Origin of the sequence: Streptomyces sp. NPDC048623, from assembly GCF_040650755.1 — a bacterium.
In the GTDB taxonomy this organism is placed as follows: domain Bacteria; phylum Actinomycetota; class Actinomycetes; order Streptomycetales; family Streptomycetaceae; genus Streptomyces.
In genome coordinates, this window is record NZ_JBEZHV010000015.1 from 15,283 (window position 1) to 34,511 (window position 19,229).

The following is a 19,229-nucleotide window of genomic DNA, read 5'->3' on the forward strand; positions in this document are numbered from 1 at the left end:
CCCGTACGTCGGCACCCTGACCGGGCTGCCCCGCTGATCCTCCCCGCTCCGATGGCGCGACCGTCCACGTCGACGGTCGCGCCATCGTCATGGGCGCTCCCGCGGCTCACAGCCCCGGCAGGCGGGTCTTCGCGTGCTCGAACTCCTCGCGGGTGAGCGGCCCCTGCCGCTCTGGTGCGCCCTCGGCAACGGAGACGGGATACACCCCGTGTCTCGGGGTGATGGAGCGCATCGCCATATTCCTCCGCGAGGTGGCTGGCCGAAACTTCCCCTTAACTCCGGGGCAACGCAACGGTTTCCGGCCCCACCGGTCATCGGGGCCTGTCCCGCCTCCCACGTTACCGACGAGGTGACTTCATGCAACGACGTACTGCCCACACCTCACCGCGGCTCGGCACCCCGGGCGGACCGCGTTCGCTGCGCGCGTCCGTGACGGCGCTCGTGCTGTCCATGCTCGCCCTGGTCCTGGGCTTCACCGCGACTCCGGCGCAGGCCGCGAGCCTGACCGAGGTGACCGGCTTCGGCTCCAACCCAGGCAATCTGCAGATGTTCCGTTACGTCCCCGACGGGCTGCCCGCCGGTCGCCCCATGGTCGTCGCCCTGCACGGCTGTACGCAGACCGCCGCCGGCTTCGACAACGAGACCGGCTGGACCAAGTGGGCCGACACCTGGGGGTTCGCCCTGCTGCTTCCGCAGCAGAAATCCGCCAACAACGCGAATTCCTGCTTCAACTGGTTCGAGCCGGGTGACTTCTCGCGCGGCCAGGGCGAGGCGCTGTCCATCAAGCAGATGGTCGACAGGATGGCCGCCGACTACGCCACCGATGCCTCGCGCGTCTATGTCACCGGCCTGTCCGCGGGCGGTGCGATGACGTCCGTGATGGCGGCCTCGTACCCGGACGTGTTCGCGGGCGCGGCGGTGGTCGCCGGTATCCCGTTCGACTGCGCCCGCACCATGTCCGCCGGTCTCAGCTGCATGAGCCCCGGCTCGGACCTCACCGCGCAGCAGTGGGGTGACAAGGTGCGCGCCGCGTACTCGACGTACTCGGGTGCGTACCCGACGATGTCGGTCTGGCACGGCACCGACGACACCACGGTCAAGCCGATGAACATGACCGAGCTCGTCGAGCAGTGGACCAACGTGCACGGCACCGACGCGACCGCCGATGTCAGCGACACCGTCCAGGGCTACCCTCACAAGGTCTACCGTGACGGCTCGGGCCGGGCGGTGGTCGAGTCGTACTCCATCACCGGCATGGCGCACGGTCAGCCCGTCGACCCGGGCAGCGGCGCCACCCAGTGCGGCACCGCCGTCCAGTACATCCCGGACATGAACATCTGCGCCTCGTACCGGATCGGCGAGTTCTGGGGCCTGGCGGGTGGCGGCGGCGGCACCGGCAGCCTGCCCGCACCGGCCGGCCTCACCGTCACCGGCACCACCGACACCTCGGCCTCCCTGTCCTGGAACGCCGTCGACGGCGCCGCCTCCTACCGCGTCTACCGCGGCGGCACCCAGGTCGGCACCCCGGCCGGCACGTCCTTCACCGACACGGGCCTCTCCGCCGGCACGACGTACAGCTACACCGTCGCTGCCGTGGACGGCTCCGGGACGGTGGGGGCGACCTCCGCTGCCGTACAGGCCACCACCGGCGCCGTGCACCAGTGCTACACCGACAACAACTACAACCAGGTGGTCGCGGGCCGGGCCCACACCAGCGGCGGATACACCTACGCCAACGGCTCCAACCAGAACATGGGCCTGTACAACCTGTACGAGACCCACACTCTGGAGGAGACCTCCCCCGGCTACTTCGTGATCTCCGACGCCGGCTGCCCGGCCTGACCCGATTCCCCCGTGCGGCGGCTTCACCGGCCGAGCGTCAGCCGGTGAAGCCGCCGCCGCACACCACGACCTGGCCGGTGATGTAGTCGGCCTCGGGCGTGCACATCAGGTAGACGGCCCCGGCCGCCTCCTCGGGGGTACCGGCGCGGCCGAGCGGGATGGACCGCTCGGCCGCATCGAAGTACTCCTGGCTGATCCCCACCTTGATCTCGCGGCCCGCCACCTCGATACCCGAGCCGCCCTCCGCGGCCGACGCCTCCGTGAGGCGCGTGCGGATGAGACCGAAGGCGACCGCGTTGACGTTCACGTCGTAACGCCCCCACTCCTTGGCGAGCGTACGGGTCAGGCCCACGACACCCGCCTTGGCGGAGGCGTAGTTGACCTGACCGGCGTTCCCGGAGAGCCCCACGATGGACGACACGTTGACGACCTTGCGGTAGTACGCGGCCGGGTTGGCCCTGAAGTACGGCTGGGCGGCGCGCAGAATCCGGAACGGGGCCTTGAGATGGACGTCGAGGATGGCGTCCCACTGCTCGTCCGAGGTCTTCTGGATGACGCCGTCCCAGGTGTAGCCGGCGTTGTTGACGATGATGTCCAGGCCGCCGAACGTCTCGACGGCGGTGGGCACGAAGTGCTCCGCGAAGCCGTCCTCGGTGATGCTGCCGGGGCAGGCGACTGCCTCGCCGCCCGCCGTCTTCACGGCCAGGACGGTCTCGGAGGCCGGCCCGGGGTCCAGGTCGTTGACGACGACGCGTGCCCCTTCGGTGGCGAGCTTCAGGGCGATGGCGCGGCCGATGCCACGCCCGGCGCCGGTGACGATGGCGGTCCTGCCGTCGAGGTTGCCCACGGCGGATTCCCCTTTCATACAGGGTTGTTCAGTACGGAGTGAGGTCTCGGGTTCAGGCGTCGGCGCGTTCGTACAGGGTGACGACGGCGGCGCCGCCGAGCCCGATGTTGTGCTGGAGCGCGAGGTTCACACCCTCGACCTGGCGCGCGTCCGCCTCTCCTCGCAGCTGCCAGACCAGTTCGGCGCACTGGGCGAGCCCGGTCGCGCCGAGCGGGTGCCCCTTGGAGAGCAGTCCGCCGGAGGGGTTGGTGACCACACGGCCGCCGTAGGTGTTGTCGCCGTCCATGACGAACTTCTCCGCCGTGCCCTCCGGGGTCAGCCCCAGGGCCTCGTAGGTGATGAGCTCGTTGGCCGTGAAGCAGTCGTGCAGCTCGACGACGCGGATGTCCTCCGGGCCGACGCCCGCCGACTCGTACACCTTCTGTGCCGCGGCCCGGCTCATGTCGTAACCGACCAGCTTCATCATGTCCCCGCCCTCGAAGCTGCTCGTCGTGTCGCTGGTCATCGCCTGCGCACGGATCCGCACGGTGCGCAGCCCGTGGCGCCGGGCGAAGTCCGGGCTGCACACGGCCGCGGCCGCCGCGCCGCAGGTGGGCGGGCAGCACTGGAGGCGGGTGAGGGGGCCCTGGATGTGGGGGGAGGCGAGCACCTCGTCCACCGTGACCGGGGCGCGGAAGACGGCGTACGGGTTGTGCGCGGCGTGCCGGCGCGACTTGACCGTGATCCGCGCGAACGTCTCGGGCGCGGTCCCGTACCGCTGGGCGTGCTGGGCGCCCGCGCCGCCGAAGAACTCGGCCGCCCACGGCGCCTGCTCGTTGCGGCCCTGAACCGCCTCCATCGTGTCGAGGGAGCGGGTCAGCGGGTTGGGTCGGTCACCCCATACGAGGGGCAGGGCGCCCTTGTTCATCTGCTCGAAGCCCAGCGCGAGCACGCACTCGGCGGCCCCGCTCTCGACGGCCTGCCGGGCCAGCCACAGGGCCGAGGAGCCGGTGGCGCAGTTGTTGTTGACGTTGACGATGGGAATACCGGTCTGCCCGAGCCCGTAGAGGGCGGCCTGCCCGCTGGTGGAGTCGCCGTAGACGTACCCGACGTACGCCTGCTCGACGAGGCCGTAGTCGATCCCGGCGTCGGCGAGGGCGGCGCGCGCGGCCCGTTCGCCCATGACGTCGTACGGCTCGCTCGCGCCGGGCTTGGTGAACGGCACCATGCCGACGCCGGCGACGTGTGCCCGCTGCTTCATCCGTCTCCTCCAGGTGTCCCGAACCAGGTGTGGTGGTGTGTGCGGCTCTCTTCGACGCTAGACACCGGAGGGGAGGCGGGGTATGGGGAACCGCTGGGTGGTTGGCGGCCGGGTGTGGAGGAGACCTCCACACCCGGCCCTTTGTCCACGTCACAGGAGTACGCATCGGGCGGCGGCTCCACGGGTTTCAGAGGCGGCTGTGCAGGTGCCGACACCTTCTCGTGTCGCATCCGGCAACGTTCGCCCCTGAAGTCCGTCGTGCTGCTCGGGTCGTGGGCATGCCAGGTGGCCGGTTTTTCCCAGACCGAGACGTGCTGGGCGCTGTCCTCGGTGAAGGGCTTGCCTGTCCAGCCGTCCTAGCCGTCCCAGCGGTCCCAGCGGTCACGCAGGCGCAGGCCGGCGAGCTGGGTCATGAGGTCGAGCCTGGCGGGCCAGCCGCGGCGGAAGGCGTCGACCGTCGTCGGACCGTACCGCAGTCTCAGGTCGGCGATCCAGCGCATCTTTGATGCGCGCGCCGGGGCGTGGTGAATTCCGCAGTGCGCGGCGGGCACCTTCTGTCTGCCCATGTGGGCGAGCTTTCAGGCACTCCTCATCGGGTCCGACCTGCGTCGTACCACGTATCGCAACGACCGTTGCTTGCAAGCCGGTTGTGCCGGAGGTCTAGTCCTGTGGCAGATGGTGACGGTGTGGACGCGTATTCCGTCAGGGCGGACCTCTGCGACAGGACAGACGCGGTCCGCTGCGACAAGCTGGAGAAGTTCTCTACCGAGGACCTCGCCTGATCATCGAGCGACCCGGCCCTGCCCGGCCCTGGCCTGGCACAGCGACGCCGGGATCGGGCGGGGCCGCTTCGTGCCCGTCCTGCGGACACCTTCGCCCCCCCCGAGGAGAAGCGCCGTGACCCGTGAAGAGACCAGGTCCCTTGCCGAGCTGCACGCCGACGCCCTGGCCGAGGGCGGCACCCTGACGGTCTACGCCGGCGGTGACATCCCGGACCAGCAGGACTACACGGTTGACGGCTTCAGGCAGGCGTTCCCGGACGTCGAGATCAACATGATCGTCGACTACAGCAAGTACCACGACGTCCGCATCGACCGGCAGCTGGACCAGGGCCGGCTCGTGCCGGACGTGACACACCTGCAGACGTCTTTCGACTTCGACCGGTGGCAGGCGCTCGGCGTGCTGGAGGCGTACAAGCCGGCCGGCTTCGGCCAGGTCCACGACATGTTCAAGGACCCGGACGGTCACTGGTGTGCCATCGGGGTCTCCGCCTTCAGCTATATGCACGGCCCCGGCGGCGGCCCGGCCACCCCGCAGAACCTCGTGGACTCCGAGTGGAAGGGGCAGATCCTGTCCTCCCATCCCGGGGACGACGACGCCACGCTGTTCCTCTACAAGACATACGCCGACCGGTACGGGTGGGACTGGATCAAGCGCCTGGCCGACCAGGACATCGCTTCCACCGTGGTACCAACAGTCCGGGCGAGGCGGTCGACGCCGGAGCCAAACAGATCGGCCTGGCGGGCGCCGAGACGGGCGGCGCAGACACCACCACCTGGGTCACCCCACAGGGCGACCACCCCTTCCTGGCCTGGGGCCAGCGCGCGGCCATGTTCAAGAGTGCCCGACACCCCGCGGCCGCCAGGCTCTACCTCAACTGGCTGCTCACACCCGAATGGCAGGCCACAGGCCAGCACGGCTGGGGCGTGCGCACCGACGTCACCCCCACCGGGCAGGGGATCTGGGATGTCCCCAACGCCCACACCCGCGACTTCATCGACTTCATGGCCGACCGCGCCGCCGTCGAACGCTGGCGCCAGACCATGGTTCTGTACCTCGGCGAAGTCTCCGGACCGCCCACCCCCGGCTGGCTCGGGCTGTCCCCCACCCGCCACGCCTGAACGACTCCGACACCCCGCAATGCGACGGCTGCGCGAATACGACGTGCGGGCCGCCACGGCGACGAACGCCCCGCAGGCGAACCGTCGCCCCGGCCTGCTCCGTAATCAACGGCGGCTGTAGCCCGTGACGGCGGGGGCGTCCGCCCTTGCTGCCCTTGGCCTCTGCTGCGCGCAGTCCGTCGTAGGTGAGCTCGCGCTGGAGGTCTCGCTGGGGTTCGCCGGCGGTGGCAAGGGTCTGCACCATGAACTTCACGGCGTGCAGGCAGGGAGGCGGAGCGCGGGCCGGAGGGGATGGGCTACGCGTGCCGGTCGGATGATGCCGGGTCCGCGCTCTGCTGCGGGCTGCCTTCGGTGGCTGCCCAGGCGGCAAGGAGCAGGAGCATGTCGTGGTCGGGGGTGTGCGGTGGTGCGGTGTAGGCGGTGAGAGTGAGGCCCGGCTGGGCGGGGAGTTCCATGGCGTCGAAGTCGAGAGTGATCTCGCCGATTGCGGGGTGGCGGAAGGCTTTGCGGCCGGTGTGGTGCAGGCGCACGTTGTGTTTGGCCCAGGCGGTGCGGAACTCCTCACTGCGGGTGACGAGCTCGCCGATCAGTCCGGTGAGGTCGCCGTCGCCGGGGGCACGGCCGGCTTCGGTGCGCAGCAGGGACACGGTGGTGTTGACCGACTCCTCCCAGTGCGGGAAGAAGTCGGGGCCGGCCGGGTCGAGGAACTGGAACCGGGCGATGTTGACCGGCTGTCGCGCGGCGCTGGTGTACAGGGGGCTGTATAGGGCGCGGCCCAAGGGGTTGGTGGCGAGGATGTCGAGGCGGCCATTGCGGATGAAGGCGGGGCAGCCGCTCATGGATTCCAGTACACGCACCGTGCTGTCGGGCAGGGGGCCGCGGGGGCGCTTGGCGCGGCGGGTGGGCCGTTTCGCGGCGGCGCGGGCCAGGTCGTAGAGGTGAGCGCGTTCGGCGTCGTCGAGCTGGAGGGCGTTCGCGACGGAGTCGAGGACTTCCTCGGAGGCGCCAGCCAGGTGGCCGCGTTCCAGACGGACGTAGTAGTCGATGCTGACGCCGGCGAGCAGGGCGACCTCTTCGCGGCGCAGGCCCGGTACCCGCCGGTTGCCGCCGTAGGCGGGCAGCCCTGCCTGTTGCGGGGTGATCTTGGCGCGGCGGGAGGCCAGGAACTCGCGGATGTCGCTCTCAGTACTCACATTCTCCAGGCTAAGACGGGTGCGGAGTGTGTGTGGGGGGTCCTGTTGGTACCTGTAACCACAGGCCCTTCCCCACGCCGTTGGCCTGCGGTGTCCTCGATATCGGCACTGCTTGTGAGCCGTCCGGGATTCCGGCGGGCTCTTGGACGAGCGAGTGCCGGCCGCCCCGCCCGGCCGCACGATGGCAGGCGGGACGCCCCACCCCCTAAATGATCGAGGAGCTGTGTCATGGCGAAGCAGTCTGCTCCCCAGGAGCTGGCCGGTATCGCGCCGAAGCTGGTCGAGCTCACCAACGACGTTCTGTTCCAGGACGTGTGGGAGCGCCCCGGGCTTTCCCCGCGGGACCGCAGCCTGGTCACGGTCAGTGTGCTGGCAGCCCTCTACCGCAGCGAGCAGCTTCCGTACCACCTGGGTGTGGCCCTGGACAACGGGCTCACGGTCAAGGAGTTGTCCGAGGCGATCACGCACCTGGCGTTCTACGCCGGATGGCCCAACGCCATGACCGCGATCACCCTGCTGAAGAAGATCGCGGACGATCGCTCCGCCTGATCCCCGGCACGAACGCAAACCGGCCCCCCACGATCGGCGGGGCCCAGTGAACCAAAGAAGAGGAACAAGATGGCCGGCAACGGATTCGACCAGATCTTCCCGCTCGGCGAGAAGAACGACGCCTTCGCGCAGTACTTCATCGGCCAGAGCTACCTGGCTACGCTCACCTCGGGCAGCGTTCCCGTCATGAATGTCTCCTTCGAGCCGAGCTGCCGCAACAATTGGCACATCCACCACGGCACAGCAGGCGGCGGTGACCAGATTCTGCTGTGCACCGCGGGTAGCGGCTGGTACCAGGCCGAGGGCGAGGACCCCATCAGCATGGAGCCGGGAACGGTGATCCGCGTCCCCGCAGGCACGAAGCACTGGCACGGCGCGAAGGCCGACGCGTGGTTCTCCCACCTCGCCTTCATCACCCCGGGCGAAGGTGTCAGCAACGAATGGCTCGAGCCGGTCACCGACGAGGTGTACGGCAAGCTGCCGAAGAACGGAGCAAACGCATGACCATCCTGGACGAGACCTACACACTGGCCAACGGCGTCGAGATCCCCAAGCTGGGGCTCGGCACCTGGTTCATCGACGACGACAAGGCGGCCGACGCGGTCCGCGCCGCCGTGCAGATCGGCTACCGCAACATCGACACCGCCCAGGCGTACGGCAACGAGCGCGGCGTCGGCGAGGGCGTGCGCACCTCGGGGGTGCCCCGCGAGGACCTGTTCGTCTCGACCAAGCTCGCCGCGGAGATCAAGGACTACGACCAGGCGGTCGCCGCGATCGACGGCTCTCTGGAGAAGCTGGGCCTGGATTACGTCGACCTGATGCTGATCCACAGCCCGCAGCCGTGGGACGACTTCCGCGGCGGAGACTACGCCCAGGGCAACCGCGAGGCGTGGCGTGCCCTGGAGGACGCCCACCGGGCCGGAAAGATCCGGTCCATCGGCGTCTCCAACTTCCAGCAGCACGACCTGAAGAACATCCTCGAGGGCGCGACCATCGCCCCGCACGTGAACCAGCTGCTCGTGCACGCCGGCAACACCCCCGCCGAACTGCTGGCGTACTGCGAGAGCCAGCAGATCCTTGTCGAGGCGTACTCTCCGATCGCCCACGGCGCGATCCTCAAGAACGCCGAGGTCCAGGCGCTGGCCGAGAAGTACGGGGTGTCCGTCCCGCAGCTGTGCATCCGCTACACCCTGCAGTTGGGCACGGTGTCGCTGCCCAAGACGGCAAACCCCGACCACATGCGCTCCAACGCCGAGGTCGACTCCGAGATCTCCGATGCGGACATGGACGCTCTGCGGGGCCTGCGCGATGTGGACTACGGCGACCACAGCGCCTTCCCCGTCTACAGCGGGAAGTGACGCCGGACGAGCGCACCTCGCGTTGGCACGGATCGGCCATGACGCACCGAGCCGGACGTATACGCGACGGTGTCGATGGTGCCGAACTCGGCGGTCGGCCTGTGTCAGGTCTTGCAGCAGGACAGGGCGATGATCTTCTGTGCGGACCCCCTGCACGTCGCCGCCATCTTCAACCTGCACCCCGACACCGCTCAGCGATACGTCGACGCCCTCTATGGCCGTGTCGATCCGACCACCGAACCAGGAACATGAGGGCGCATAGTGGTTCAATGGGCCGGTCACACCTCTGAGTTCGCGCCCAACCACCCTTCGGAAATGCTGAACTCGTGGCCCTCTCCTGGGCATCAGGTCGAAGCCCAGCAGGTGCGCCAGGGCGAACACCGGGAAGGACTGGCCCTGGGTGTCGGCGTGCACGGTGGTCGGCTTGACCTCCGATGTGTTCTCGAGGAGGCCCTCGATGATGTAGACGGCCTCCCATACCCCGCACGGGATGAAGTGCGTGAACAGCGCGATGTACGTGTCGGAGATGTGGTGGTAGGCGATGCCGCCCGGCTTGCCGTAGCGCACGGACGTCTCGGACAGCAGGTTGTTGAGGTAGGTGTCTATGTGGGTGCCGTCCGCGGCGACCGTGGCCCGTCGCCCCACGCCTGCGAGATGTCGAGGCGGGCGTGCGCGTTGACCAGGTCGGCGATCGCCTCGTTCAGAGTGGGAATGGAGAAGTGCCGGTTCGCGGCCAGCGACAGCTCGTGCCCCGAGACGCCGGGGATGTGCCGGGCCGCCTCGTCGGGGCCCATGTTGGTGCCCTTCACGAACGTCGTGCTCACGTACCGGCCGAAGGGGTCCTTCAGCTTCGGCTCGCTGCCGGAGGCGGGCCCGAAGCGGCGCCACCACTCCACCCAGTACGCCGTACGCGAGATGATCCCGATCAGCGAGCGTTCCGGCATCCGGGCCTTGATCTCCTGCTCCAGAGCCTTCGCCGAGGCCCGCTGGCCTTCCGAGCGGTGCGCCTTGAGGGAGGGAATGCCGGTCTCCGCATCGATGACCAGGCCCTCGTTGTCCGGGTATCCGGCATCCGCGTGCGCGGCGGCCGCCGTGAGCTTGTCCTCCAGCTGCCGGCGGAAGGCGACCGCGTCGTACGGCGTCTCATCCCCGGGTTCGGCGAGGCCGACCTCGACCAGGTAGTCGCCCAGCTTCGCCTCGACGTCCTCCCAGGGCAGCAGTTGCTCGCTCCAGTCGGCGAACTCCTCGGAGCCGGCCACCGCGACGTCACCGGTGCGCAGTTCCTCGGCGAGCGCGGCGAACACCATCGCCTCGAAGTGCTTGCGCACGAAGACGCCGGGCCGGTTCTTGTCGCGGACGGCCTTCTGCCAGTTCAGCGTGGCGAACGAGACGTCGACGCGGCGGCCGTCCTCGTACCGTTCGGGGAGGTAGTCGCGCAGGTGCTTGTGGGTGCGGGCGTGTTCGAGCGCGTCCAGGACCCGACTGTCCTCGGACGTCGCCGTCAGTTCCAGGCGGCTGGTCAGGTCGTACATGGTGGAGCGGTCCTTGCGCAGGTGCCCGTACAGCAGCACCTCCCAGTAGTTGCCGTGGTGGGCGGCGACCTTTTCGATCTGCTCGTACTGGCCCTCGAATCCGCCGAAGCCGTGCACCGCCGCGGCGGGCACTCCCAGCGCGCCGGCCTGCATCCGCACGGCCGTGGCCAGCGTGTGCAGCGCGGGCGCGAGCCCGTCGCCGAGCTGGGCGGCGACCGTGTCGGGCTCCTCGTCCGGGGTGAGATGGGCGATCGTCTCCAGGACGTCGGCGGTCATCGTCGGGGCCTTCTCGCGGGCGGCCTGGACCGGGCTGTCGGCGTCCAGGTGCTGCAGCACTGTGCGGTAGTTCCCGATCAACGCCTCGACCAGGGCCTGCTGTTGCTCCCGGATGCTCTCCAGCTCCGCCTTGCCCCGCTTGACCTGCAATGCGATCCGCTTGCAGAACATCGTCGTCAGCTCGTCGCGGGCCCGCATCCGCGCCTTTGTGGACCAGGCACACCAGCAGCGCGAGCCGCTTGACCTCGGTGTAGTCGCGTAGCGCCGGCGCGTCCGCGGCGTCCGCCTCTCCGGCGAAGTCCGTGATTTTCCCTGGAGCGACCCCGTCCAGCCACACCTCGGTCTCGCCGAGTGCGTCGACCCACTCCAGGCGCGCGACCTGTTCGCGCAGGTGCGACCACGTCGGGGCCTTCCCCGACTGCTTCAGCCGGTTGTACTCCGTAGTGCCCGAGGCGTCCTTGCCCGTCAGCAGGGCCAGCAGCCGCGCCCGATGCGCCTCGCTGAGCTGGTCATAGATCCCCATGCAGATTGAGGCGTTTACCTCGGTGCGCACCTTCGCCGCGAGCGCGTCCAGCGTGGTGAAGCCCGGCAACTCCAGCCCGGCCTCGACGACCTTCTCCAACGCGATGTTGATCAGGTCCGCCGGACGGTTCTTCACCACCGCCTCGCTCCGCATCACCGCCTCGGCGATCTTCCGGGCCTTCGCCTTGTCGTAGATCAGGCCTGTGCGCTGGCGTACGGCGGTTCGCTGCCACTCCGCCGTGCGGTTCGCCGCGGTCGGCACGACGTCGTCCGGCAGGTCGACGACGCGGCGTACGAACTCGACGACCGGGTCCGGGATCTCCTCCATCTTCGGGAAGCACCCCATGCGCTGGTACGACTTCAGCGCCAGCAGCAACGACAGCAAGTGCCCGTCGCAGTCCGTACGAGCAGTGGCCCACTCGACCTCGTCACGGCTCGGCGCGAAGAAGAGATGCAGTTCATGCGCGGTGATCAGCCGCTTGAACCGCGGATAAGCGGTCCTCTCGATGGAGGTCACAGCCCACACCCCGCCACAGACGTAATCCGACGTCACCAGCAACGACACTGCGCCGAACGGGTGACGGTCGGAGAGGCCTCAACAGTCCAAGATCATCCCATGGCGGGTTTCTGGCGTATCTGGGTCACGCCCCAGTTGCTGCTGATGCTCATAGGCAGCGGCTCGGATCCGGAGGTGTTCGACGCCCCGGAGCGGATGTGCCCGCACCGGACGAACATCCGCCACCACCTGGCCTTCGGCGCGGGCCGTCACCGCTGCCCGCGCGCTTCCGGCGGCGCGGTTGACGGAGGGCCCTCGGCACCACGGTCGGGGCCGGGGTGGTCGTGGTCGCCACGATGCACGCACCTTGAGCGACTGGCCCGGCCCGCTCCGGGCGGCCACCGCGTCCGGCTGTGTGGCCCACGGTCGCGGGCCTGTCCGGGCACCTCACGCAGCAGACAGAAGGGGCCGGCGGCGACGGCGACGTGCACAGCTGGAACGTACGCGGCCGGTGCGTCGCTCAATGCGCCGACAGCACGCTGTGCACCTTGAGCGCGAGGTGGACCTGGAGGGCGTGATCGCCGTGGCGCCACTGCGGCCCCAGAAGGGTGGTGACCCGGTCGATGCGCTGGTAGAGCGTGTTGACGTGGACGAACAGGTCGGCCGCGGTGCGGGTGAGACTGGCGTCGCAGGCGAAGTAGGCAAGCAGGGTGCGGACCAGTTCGCCGCCCCGGCGCTCGTCGTAGTCCAGCAGGGCACCGATGACCCGGCGTACGAACCCGAGCAGTTCCTCGCGGCCGGCCTGGCTGAACAGCAGCCCGTAGATGCCCAGTTCGTCGGGGGAGGCGCCCTGGCCGTCCCGGTCGAGGGCCAGCAGGACGCCGAGGCACTGGAGGGCGTCCCGGTGGGCCGCGACGAGCGCGTCGACGCCTTCGGCCGCCGAGGTGCCGCCGACCGTGACCGGATCGCCCACGGTGGCCGACAGGTGGTCGGCCAGGGACCGGGCGGTCGCCGCCGGGTCCTGCTCGCCGGGGAGCAGGACGACCACGTCGCCGCGGTACTCGCCCGCGAGCCCCTTGGCGTGTCCGGCGAACGCGGTGGCCGCATCGGCGACGGTACGCCGGTGCCCGCCCCCACGGCAGCGGGCCGCGAGGACGGTGTGCGGCCGGCCGAGGTCCAGGCCCATGAGGGCGGCCCGGCGGCGCAGCCCTTCGAGGTCGCGGTGCGCGGCGCCGAGCAGGTCCTCCAGGATCTCGCCGCGCAGCCGGTGCTCGGCCTCGGCGACGCTGCGTTCACTGAGCAGCATCAGCGCCGTGACCAGGGCGGCCCGCTCCAGGGAGCGGACGTCGCAGGCGTCGAGGCGGTCGCGTACGAGGGCCAGCGAGCCGAGCACCTCGGTGCCGGCCATGATCGGCGTGGCACAGGCCGAGGCGTTGGTCCCCGCCCCGGGGATGCGCCGGGTGCGGCGTGACTCGGCGCTGAGCACGCACGCCTCGCGCACGGCGCGGGCCGCCGGGGTCCCCGCGGGCAGGGAGCCGCCCTCTCGCGCCTGTTCCACCACGGGGTCGGTGCCCACAGCGGCCATGACGCGGCCCGCGGGATCGAGGACGAGGATGCTGCCGCCCAGCACCTCGGCGAGGTTCTGGGCGACGTCGGCCATGGCGCCGCCGTGCAGGACGATGCTGGTCAGCCGTTCGTGCAGGGACGCGGCCTGCTCCACGGAGGCGCTGTGGGCCTGGATGACGGCGTTGGCCTCGGTGAGGTCGTCGACGGCGCGCTGGACCTCCTGGAACAGGGTGGCGTTCTCGATGGCGATGGCGGCGTGGTCGGCCAGGGACACCAGCAGAGCCACTTCGTGGTCGGAGAAGGGGCGGGCGCCGCGGTTGGCGGCGAACAGCACGCCGATGACGTTCAAGCCGAGTTTGAGCGGCGCGCCCTGGATGGCGATCAGTCCTTCGGCGCGCACAGTGTCGTCGAGGGTGTGCTCGAAGCGCGCGTCGTGCAGGTAGTCGGGTGTGTTGTAGGGGACGGCGGTCTTGGCCACCAGGCCGCCCAGGCCCGCGCCCATCGCGAGCCGGGCGCGTTTGAAGGCGTCGCTGCGAATGCCGTCGGTGGTGCGTACATAGGTGTCGCCGTGCTGGGTGTCGTGCAGCATCAGGTAGGCCGTGTCCGTGCCGAGCAGTTCGCGGGCCCGGCGCACGATGGCCTGGAGCACCGCCTCCAGGTCGCGCAGGGAGGAGAGGTCGCCGGCGGTCTCGTACAGCGCGGCCAGCTCGTCCTCGCGGCGGCGGCGTTCCTCCAGCTGCGCCCTGACATGCAGCGCGTCCTCCACGAGCGGGCGCAGCCACGCCGCCTCGCCGGGTGGACAGGCGTCGAGGAGCGACTGGTACTCCTCGGACGCCGCGTTCTCGCGCAGCAGGCGCAGCAGCTCGCGGGCGCTGTCCGTGCCCGGGCGCGTCGGTGACAGGTCGGTGCTCATGGCTTCCTTGCTGCGGCTCGGGCGGGCACGGTGGCGAGTGCGACTCTTGCGGACGGCGGCCACGACCGCCGTCCTGCGAGGGCGCGCGTCGCGCTGTGGACGGCGGCCACGACCGCCCTTCTACGATGACACGCGCTGCGCGGTGTCGTCACGGTCCTGCTCCGGGTGCGGCTCGGGGGCCGTGGGCGTCCCCGGCGCGGCGCGGTCGCGCAGCAGATGCGCGAGCGTGCCCCACACCCCGCGCCGGAAGACCAGCACGGTGACCATGAAGACACCGCCGGTGATCAGGCCGGTCTCCTCGAAGCCGGCCGTGGAGAGCCAGTCCTCCAGGCGGACGATCGCCCCGGCGCCGACGAGGCTGCCCCACAGGGTGCCGATGCCGCCGAGGACGGCCATGACGACGACCTTGCCGGAGGTGGTCCAGTACACCTCCTGGAGCGAGGCGAAGCCGTGGTTGACGGCGTACAGACCGCCGGCGAGTCCGGACAGGAACGCCGAGACGACGAAGACGACGAGCTTGTACCGGTCGACGGGGTAGCCCAGGGCCCGGACCCGGTCGGGGTTCTCCCGCACGCCGGCGACGACGCGCCCGAAGGGGGAGCGTACGAACCGCCAGGCAGCCGCCAGACCGAGCAGCACCATCGGCAGCATGGCGTAGTAGAAGACGAACGAGTCCGACAGGTCGATGCCGGCCAGCTCGCGCGGGATGCCTTGGAGTCCGTTCTCGCCGCCGGTGACGTCGTCCCACTGGTTGGCGACGAAGTACACCAGCTGCGCGAAGGCGAGGGTGACCATGGCGAAGTAGATCCCGCTGCGGCGTACCGCCAGGTAGCCGATGGGCGCGGCGAGCAGCGCGGCCGCCACGGTGCCGCCGAGGACGGCGACGGGGAACGGCAGTCCGCCGTGGAGGGCGATCAGGCCGGTGGCGTAGGCGGAGGTGCCCCAGAACGCGGCGTGGCCGAAGGAGAGCAGCCCGGCGTGCCCGAGCAGCAGATCGAAGGCGACGGCGAACAGGCCCCAGCACAGGATGTCCGCGGCGACCGGCGGATAGAGCATCCAGGGCAGGGCGAGCGCGGCGATCAGGCCGGCCGAGAGCAGGCCCCAGCGCACACCGGCGGGGTACCGGCGCAGGGCGCCGACGAGGGAGAGGATCATGCGTGCTCCTCCTTGCCGAACAGGCCCGCCGGCCGGATCAGCAGGACGACGGCCATCAGCAGGAAGACGGAGGTCTGGGACAGGACGGGGGCGTAGAGGCTGCCGAGGGCCTGGATCAGGCCGATGGCGAAGCCGGCGAGGACCGAGCCGAAGACGGAACCGAGGCCGCCGATGACGACGACGGCGAACACGGTGATGATCAGGTCGCCGCCCATCGTGGTGTTGACCGCCCGCATGGGGGCGGCGAGCACCCCGGCCAGGGCGGCCAGGCCGACCCCGAAGCCGAAGACGGGGGTCACCCAGCGGCCGGTGTCGATGCCGAACGCCCGGGTCAGCTCGGGGCGTTCGGTGGCGGCGCGGACGATGATGCCGATCCGGGTACGGGTCAGCAGCAGCCACACCGTGACGCACACGGCCGCGGACACGGCAAGCACGACGACCTGGTAGCGGGGGAACTCGAACAGGCCGAGGTCGATGGAGCCGGGAAAGGGCATGTGCTCGTACGGCTGGGAGTGCGAGCCGTACTTCATGCGCAGCAGGTCCTGGCAGACCAGGGCGATGCCGAAGGTCAGCAGGAAGTTGTACAGCGGGTCCAGGGCCGCCAGACGGCGGATGAGCAGCCGCTCCACCAGGATGCCGACGGCGGCGAGCGCCAGGGGCACAAGCAGCAGCGCCCACCAGAAGCCGAGCCCCGCGCTGTCGGCGAGGACGACCGCGCCGAACGCGCCGAGCATGTAGACGGCGCCGTGGGCGAAGTTCACCACGCGCAGCATGCCGAAGATGACGGCGAGGCCGAGGGCGAGCAGGGCGTAGAAGCTGCCGCTGACCAGCCCGTTGAAGGTCTGTTGCAGGAACGAGGTCATGGGTGGTCCTGTGGTAGGGGGCGGCCCTCCCGCACCGTTGCGGGAGGGCCGCCGGTCCGGGGGTCAGCTCATGTGGCAGTCCGGCGAGGGCTTGTCGAACGCCTCGTCCGCGGGGATGGTGTTGACGAGCTCGGTGTAGTAGCCGTCCTCCTGGACCTTGGCCGGGTCCTTGACCTTGACCAGGTAGGCGTCGTGGACGAGCCGGTGGTCCTCGGTGCGCAGGGTGCCGTTGCGGGCGAAGAAGTCGTTGATCTTCATGCCGTCGAGCTTCTTGGAGACGTCCTCGGCCTTGTCGGTGCCGGACTGCTGCACGGCCTCGAGGTAGTGGGTGGCCGCCGAGTAGTCGGCCGCCTGGTCGAAGGTGGGGCGCTTGCCGGTGCGCTCCTTGAAGCGGTCGGACCAGGCGCGCGTCTCGGAGTCGAGGTCCCCGAGCCAGGCCGTGGTGAACATCGTCCCGGCCAGCTTGTCCGCGCCGATCGCCTTGATGTCGGTGTCGAACATCAGGCCGATGGCGAGCTTGATGTTCTTGTCCTTGAGCTTGAACTGCTCGTACTGCTTGACGACGTTGGCCAGGTCACCACCCGCCTGCAGGGCTCCCAGCACCTGCGGCTTGGGGTTCATACCGGACGCCTTGAGCAGGAACGTGGAGTAGTTGTCGCTCGGGAAGGGGGTCGGGTCCTTGGCGAGGACCTTGCCGCCCGCCCCTTCGATGGCGGTGGTGAACTTGGCCTGCATGTCCTGACCGAAGGCGTAGTCCGGGTAGATCATGTACCAGCTCTTGCCGCCCTGTTCGGTCACCTTGGCGCCGGTGCCGTGCGCGAGCATGTAGGCGTCGTACGCCCACTCGTAGGTGTAGGGGTTGCAGCTCTTGCCGGCGAGCGCGGTGGTGGCCGCCGCCGTGTTGAAGTACAGCCGCTTGGACTGCTTGGCGATGTCCGCCACCGCCAGGGCCGCCGAGGAGGTGGGCACGTCGAAGAGAGCGTCGGCCTTCTTGCGGTCGTACATCTCCCGCGCCTGGGTGTTGGCGACCTCCGGCTTGTTCTGGTGGTCGGCCTTGATGACCTCGATGTTCTTGGTGACTGCCTTGTCGCCGTACTTCTTCTTGAAGTCGTCGACGGCCATCTGCACGGCTTCGACGGATCCCGGCCCGGCGATGTCGGCGTAGGTGCCGGACAGGTCCGTGAGCACGCCGAGGACGATCTTGTCGTCGCTGACCTTGCCCCCGTCGGAGCTCGGGCCGCCGCCCCCGCAGCCGACGAGCAGAGCCCCCGCGGCGGCCAGGGCCGCGCCGGTCGTGATGGTGCGCTTCATGGGTGGTGCCTCCTGATCGGTACGTCTTCGTAGAGCGGAGGGGGAAATCCTTGGGGTGCCTTGGGGCACCTTGGGGTGACGGAGTGTCACAGTCCGAGGTGGGCGAGGAGTTCGCTCTCGCGTTCCCGCACGCCGGTGTTGTCCAGGGACTCGACGATGCGGCCCTGGGCGATGAGGTAGTGGCGGTCGGCCACCGTGGTGGCGAACCGCAGGTTCTGCTCCACGAGCAGGACGGCCACTCCGTGCCGCTTGGCCTCAAGGAGGATCTCGCCGATGCGCTGGACGATGACCGGGGCGAGTCCCTCGGTCGGCTCGTCGCACAGCAGCAGCCCCGCTCCGGCCCGCAGCACCCGCGCGAGCGCGAGCATCTGCTGCTCGCCGCCGGAGAGCTTGGTGCCGGGGAAGCGACGGCGGTCCGCCAGGACCGGGAAGGTGTCGTAGATCCGCTCCAGGGGCCACGCCGAGGTGCCTGTGACCGCGGGGAGGGTGAGGTTCTCCTCCACGGTCAGGGACGCGTACATGCCCCGGTCGTCGGGGACGAGGCCGAGTCCCAGACGGGCCCGCCGGTGCGGGGGCGCGGTGGTGACGTCGTGGCCGGTGAACCGCACCCGGCCCGTCATCGACCCGTGCAGGCCCATGACGCAGTTCAGCAGTGTGGTCTTGCCGGCGCCGTTGCGGCCGACGAGGGTGACGACCTCGCCCTCACCCACGCGGAGGGACACGTCGTGTAGCACCTCCGCCTCGCCGTAGCGGGCGCTGACGCCTTCGATCTCAAGCAACTTCGGCTCCCAGATACGCCTCGATGACCCGCGGGTCCGCCTTGACCTGGTCGTAGGGGCCCTCGGCGAGCACCTCGCCGCGCTGGAGCACGGTGACGGTGTCGGCGAGGGAGCCGACGACGCTCATGTTGTGCTCGACCATGACCACGGTGCGGCCCTCGCGGACGCGGCCGATCAGCTCCGCCGTACGGTCGACGTCCTCCAGGCCCATCCCGGCCGTCGGCTCGTCGAGGAGGAGGAGCTTGGGGTCCAGAGCGAGCGCGATGGCCAGTTCCAGGGCGCGTTTGCGCCCGTACGGCAGGCTTCCGGCGGGATGCTCCGCCAGCTCCACCAGGCCGACCTCGTCGAGCAGCTCGCGCGCACGGCCGGAGAAGCGGCCCATCAGCCGGTCGCTGCGCCAGAAGCTGCGGCCCAGGCCGGTGCCGGACTGCAGCGCCAGCTCCACGTGCTCGCGGGCCGTCATCTGCGGGAACAGGCTGGTGACCTGGAAGGAGCGGGCCATGCCGAGCCGGGCGACGCGCTCCGGCGGCCGGCCCGTGACATCGTGGCCGGCGAAGGTGATGCGCCCTGCGGACGGCTTCAGGAATCCGGTGAGCAGGTTGAACAGAGTGGTCTTGCCGGCCCCGTTGGGGCCGACCAGGGCATGTACGGTGCCTTCGGCGACGCTCAGGTCCACGTCGTTCACAGCGCGGAAGCCCTGGAACTCCTTGGACAGACTGTGCGTGGCCAGAATGGCGCGCGATTCTCTCATGACGGCCTCGGCTGCACGGGGATCTCGTCGGCGATTGCCGATGTGTCGCCGACGTTAAATTTCGGCCATCCAGAGCGGCTACGTGGACAACCTCCACAGCGCGCGCTCGGCGAGTGTGGGAATCTCCCGCCCGGG

Annotated in this window: 18 protein-coding genes and 2 pseudogenes; 7 read left to right on the forward strand and 13 right to left on the reverse strand. The window is 69.9% G+C overall.

Going from position 1 to position 19,229, the window contains the following annotated elements; genetic code table 11:
- Positions 1-106: 106 nt before the first annotated feature.
- Positions 107-232 carry a hypothetical protein gene (locus AB0C73_RS21840; RefSeq protein WP_362532547.1) on the reverse strand — a complete coding sequence of 42 codons (126 nt, stop codon included), beginning with the start codon at positions 230-232 and terminating at the stop codon, positions 107-109.
- A gap of 218 nt (positions 233-450) precedes the next feature.
- Between AB0C73_RS21840 and AB0C73_RS21845 the strand changes: the two genes are divergently transcribed.
- Complete coding sequence (locus AB0C73_RS21845) at positions 451-1,842, forward strand: PHB depolymerase family esterase (protein ID WP_362532929.1); 1,392 nt, start codon at positions 451-453, stop codon at positions 1,840-1,842.
- 37 nt (positions 1,843-1,879) lie between these two features.
- On the opposite strand, the gene AB0C73_RS21850 is transcribed toward AB0C73_RS21845, so the two are convergent.
- From AB0C73_RS21850 to AB0C73_RS21860, 3 genes are all read right to left on the reverse strand, one after another.
- On the reverse strand, positions 1,880-2,689 hold the full coding sequence (locus AB0C73_RS21850; protein ID WP_362532549.1) for an SDR family oxidoreductase: 810 nt from the start codon (positions 2,687-2,689) through the stop codon (positions 1,880-1,882).
- Positions 2,690-2,741: 52 nt separating this feature from the next.
- Positions 2,742-3,929: a lipid-transfer protein gene (locus AB0C73_RS21855; protein WP_362532551.1), complete on the reverse strand. Its 1,188-nt coding sequence runs from the start codon at positions 3,927-3,929 to the stop codon at positions 2,742-2,744.
- A gap of 356 nt (positions 3,930-4,285) precedes the next feature.
- Positions 4,286-4,495 carry a hypothetical protein gene (locus AB0C73_RS21860; RefSeq protein WP_362532946.1) on the reverse strand — a complete coding sequence of 70 codons (210 nt, stop codon included), beginning with the start codon at positions 4,493-4,495 and terminating at the stop codon, positions 4,286-4,288.
- Positions 4,496-5,347: 852 nt separating this feature from the next.
- Here AB0C73_RS21860 and AB0C73_RS21865 point away from each other — a divergent pair.
- Positions 5,348-5,830: a hypothetical protein gene (locus AB0C73_RS21865; RefSeq protein WP_362532554.1), complete on the forward strand. Its 483-nt coding sequence runs from the start codon at positions 5,348-5,350 to the stop codon at positions 5,828-5,830.
- A 296-nt stretch (positions 5,831-6,126) separates the two neighbouring features.
- On the opposite strand, the gene AB0C73_RS21870 is transcribed toward AB0C73_RS21865, so the two are convergent.
- The gene (locus AB0C73_RS21870) at positions 6,127-7,023 is read right to left on the reverse strand and encodes a helix-turn-helix transcriptional regulator (protein ID WP_362532556.1); all 897 of its coding nucleotides are present in this window, start codon (positions 7,021-7,023) and stop codon (positions 6,127-6,129) included.
- A gap of 228 nt (positions 7,024-7,251) precedes the next feature.
- Between AB0C73_RS21870 and AB0C73_RS21875 the strand changes: the two genes are divergently transcribed.
- The 4 genes from AB0C73_RS21875 to AB0C73_RS21890 all read left to right on the forward strand — a co-directional run bounded on the left by AB0C73_RS21875 (position 7,252) and on the right by AB0C73_RS21890 (position 9,182).
- Positions 7,252-7,572 (forward strand): carboxymuconolactone decarboxylase family protein, encoded by a 321-nt coding sequence (locus AB0C73_RS21875; RefSeq protein WP_362532559.1) that lies wholly within the window; start codon positions 7,252-7,254, stop codon positions 7,570-7,572.
- Positions 7,573-7,641: 69 nt separating this feature from the next.
- Positions 7,642-8,076, forward strand: a complete 435-nt coding sequence (locus tag AB0C73_RS21880) for a cupin domain-containing protein (RefSeq protein WP_362532562.1) — start codon at positions 7,642-7,644, stop codon at positions 8,074-8,076.
- Positions 8,073-8,930, forward strand: a complete 858-nt coding sequence (locus tag AB0C73_RS21885; RefSeq protein ID WP_362532565.1) for an aldo/keto reductase — start codon at positions 8,073-8,075, stop codon at positions 8,928-8,930. Before AB0C73_RS21880 ends, AB0C73_RS21885 begins: the two co-directional genes overlap by 4 nt.
- 129 nt (positions 8,931-9,059) lie before the next feature.
- Positions 9,060-9,182 (forward strand): hypothetical protein, encoded by a 123-nt coding sequence (locus AB0C73_RS21890; RefSeq protein ID WP_362532568.1) that lies wholly within the window; start codon positions 9,060-9,062, stop codon positions 9,180-9,182.
- Between the two features lie 144 nt (positions 9,183-9,326).
- Here AB0C73_RS21890 and AB0C73_RS21895 read toward each other — a convergent pair.
- Both AB0C73_RS21895 and AB0C73_RS21900 read right to left on the reverse strand, forming a co-directional pair.
- Positions 9,327-10,237, reverse strand: a pseudogene (locus AB0C73_RS21895) (Tn3 family transposase); the annotation flags it as partial.
- A complete protein-coding gene (locus tag AB0C73_RS21900; RefSeq protein ID WP_362532571.1) occupies positions 10,197-11,825 on the reverse strand; it encodes a DUF4158 domain-containing protein in 1,629 nt (542 codons plus the stop codon). The pseudogene AB0C73_RS21895 and the gene AB0C73_RS21900, both read right to left, overlap by 41 nt.
- 84 nt (positions 11,826-11,909) lie before the next feature.
- Here AB0C73_RS21900 and AB0C73_RS21905 point away from each other — a divergent pair.
- Positions 11,910-12,047, forward strand: a pseudogene (locus AB0C73_RS21905) (cytochrome P450); the annotation flags it as partial.
- A gap of 229 nt (positions 12,048-12,276) precedes the next feature.
- Here the strand turns inward: AB0C73_RS21905 and AB0C73_RS21910 are convergent.
- The 6 genes from AB0C73_RS21910 to AB0C73_RS21935 form a co-directional block, all read right to left on the reverse strand.
- The gene (locus tag AB0C73_RS21910) at positions 12,277-14,235 is read right to left on the reverse strand and encodes a GAF domain-containing protein (RefSeq protein ID WP_362532574.1); all 1,959 of its coding nucleotides are present in this window, start codon (positions 14,233-14,235) and stop codon (positions 12,277-12,279) included.
- A 120-nt stretch (positions 14,236-14,355) separates the two neighbouring features.
- On the reverse strand, positions 14,356-15,390 hold the full coding sequence (locus AB0C73_RS21915; protein WP_362532576.1) for a branched-chain amino acid ABC transporter permease: 1,035 nt from the start codon (positions 15,388-15,390) through the stop codon (positions 14,356-14,358).
- The gene (locus AB0C73_RS21920; RefSeq protein WP_362532578.1) at positions 15,387-16,253 is read right to left on the reverse strand and encodes a branched-chain amino acid ABC transporter permease; all 867 of its coding nucleotides are present in this window, start codon (positions 16,251-16,253) and stop codon (positions 15,387-15,389) included. Before AB0C73_RS21920 ends, AB0C73_RS21915 begins: the two co-directional genes overlap by 4 nt.
- A gap of 63 nt (positions 16,254-16,316) precedes the next feature.
- A complete protein-coding gene (locus AB0C73_RS21925) occupies positions 16,317-17,564 on the reverse strand; it encodes an ABC transporter substrate-binding protein (protein ID WP_362532581.1) in 1,248 nt (415 codons plus the stop codon).
- Between the two features lie 86 nt (positions 17,565-17,650).
- Positions 17,651-18,343 carry an ABC transporter ATP-binding protein gene (locus AB0C73_RS21930; RefSeq protein ID WP_362532584.1) on the reverse strand — a complete coding sequence of 231 codons (693 nt, stop codon included), beginning with the start codon at positions 18,341-18,343 and terminating at the stop codon, positions 17,651-17,653.
- A complete protein-coding gene (locus AB0C73_RS21935) occupies positions 18,336-19,094 on the reverse strand; it encodes an ABC transporter ATP-binding protein (RefSeq protein WP_362532587.1) in 759 nt (252 codons plus the stop codon). Before AB0C73_RS21935 ends, AB0C73_RS21930 begins: the two co-directional genes overlap by 8 nt.
- Between the last annotated feature and the right edge of the window lie 135 nt (positions 19,095-19,229).